This is a genomic window from Caballeronia arationis, assembly GCF_001544975.2.
GTDB lineage: Bacteria > Pseudomonadota > Gammaproteobacteria > Burkholderiales > Burkholderiaceae > Caballeronia > Caballeronia arationis.
In genome coordinates this window covers 1-1,676 of sequence record NZ_FCOG02000406.1, presented here as the reverse complement: position 1 = coordinate 1,676, position 1,676 = coordinate 1, and the positions used below count along the sequence as shown (strand labels likewise).

At 54.5% G+C, this 1,676-nt stretch carries 1 protein-coding gene; it reads left to right on the top strand.

Annotation, left to right across the window (positions count from 1 at the left end; translation table 11 throughout):
* Window positions 1-780 precede the first annotated feature (780 nt).
* Window positions 781-1,620, top strand: a complete 840-nt coding sequence (locus tag AWB81_RS42730; protein WP_200822646.1) for a glycoside hydrolase family 1 protein — start codon at window positions 781-783, stop codon at window positions 1,618-1,620.
* The last annotated feature ends 56 nt before the right edge of the window (window positions 1,621-1,676 follow it).

Below are 1,676 nucleotides of genomic sequence, written 5' to 3'. Positions count from 1 at the left end.
CAATCTCTTTCATAGTCCTATACAAAGTAGTTGTACTAACGTAGTATAGGAAAAAATAACTACGGCTGTAGTGTTAGGAAGCTGCCGTTCGGCTGCTTGATGCCGCCCCCGTCAGCAATCGAACACATTGCTGACGTAGAATCCAGCTCGCCTCAATGTGGCAATGGCCGAGATGCTTCCATAGGGGCATCCGGCAGGTTTCGGGGTGGACCAGCCGTTCGAATGACGGCTTAGTAGGAAGGGCGAGCGGCAACAATTGGCCGAGAGCCGTGGTTCCCAATGTTCGCCGAAAGCTGCCCTCGGATAAGCCCGGCATTTCGGTGATGGGCAACTTTGCGGCACCGGGATTTGCAGCCAGCCGTCGGTCACGAGCCATTCGCAGATAAAACGGGAGCCATCTAAACGGCAGTATCACAGCCATTAGGGGGCGGTCGTCTGCCCCATCGACGGACGTTCTCACGTCAGATTCACCCGGATATCACCTGTAGCCGCCTTGGCCCTCATCGCCCGCCATATCTTCCATCATCGACCAGAGATCTCAAAGAGACGGAAACTCCGCTCGAAACCGGACAAATCCATGACGCAAGAATCTTGATTTCTTAACTAGGGTGGATTGATCGCCAGAATGCACGGAGAATATGGTTTCCGGAAGATTGTTGCTGGTCGGTGCAGTAAAATTCACACCACCACGCTGCAGCGAACGTCAAACATGCCGTTGGCTGGCTTGTGCTGGTCACAATCAGATTTTTTCCGCTGCAGCGAACCGTCAGGAGCGCACTCATGTTCCACCGGAAACTGAAGGACTTTCCTCCGGATTTTCTCTGGGGTGCCGCCTCGGCGGCTTACCAAGTAGAAGGCGCATGGAACGTGGACGGCAAAGGCCCGTCGGTTTGGGATTCTTTTACCAAGATTCCCGGCAAGACTTTTCAGGGCAGCAACGGCGATGTGGCAGTCGATCACTATCACCGCTTTGCTGAGGACGTGGCGCTGATGGCCCAGATGGGTCTGAAGGCGTACCGCTTCTCAGTGAGCTGGCCGCGCATTTATCCGCAAGGTCGGGGCGAGGTTAATGAAGCGGGCTTGTCATTCTATGAGCGCCTGATCGACGAAATGATCGCTCACGGCATCGAACCTGTGCTGACGCTATACCACTGGGATTTGCCACAAGCTTTGCAGGATGAATACAGTGGCTGGGAAAGCCGCGAGATAATTGCGGATTTCGAGCGCTATTGCATAACGCTGTTTCAGCGCTTTGGCGGCAAGGTCACGTATTGGGTTTCGCTGAATGAACAGAACTTCAACTTCACCAACGCCTTTCAGTTGGGCACTCACCCGCCCGGCGTAGAAGACCGCAAACGTTTCTTTGCCGCCAATCATGTGGCATTCCTGGCTAATGCCACAGTTATTGCCGCATTCCGCCAGCACGTACCCACAGGCCAGATCGGCCCCAGCTTTGCCTATTCGCCTGCCTACCCGGCCTCTAGTGCGCCGACCGACATCTTGGCTTTTGAAAACGCTGACGAATTCACCGGCGGCCTCAAAAGTGAGGTGCAACACTTATTTCGTATAAGGTGTTGCAATGCCCGACAAAACTACTTCATACCAGCACCTTCAACCTGAAGAACGCCTCGCCATCGCAAGCCTACGACTGCAGGACGTGAGCATTCGGGCCATGG

Bases quoted from the DNA above. Each gene is read 5' to 3' on its own strand.
- AWB81_RS42730 (WP_200822646.1), top strand. From the start codon at position 781: ATGTTCCACCGGAAACTGAAGGACTTTCCTCCGGATTTTCTCTGGGGT.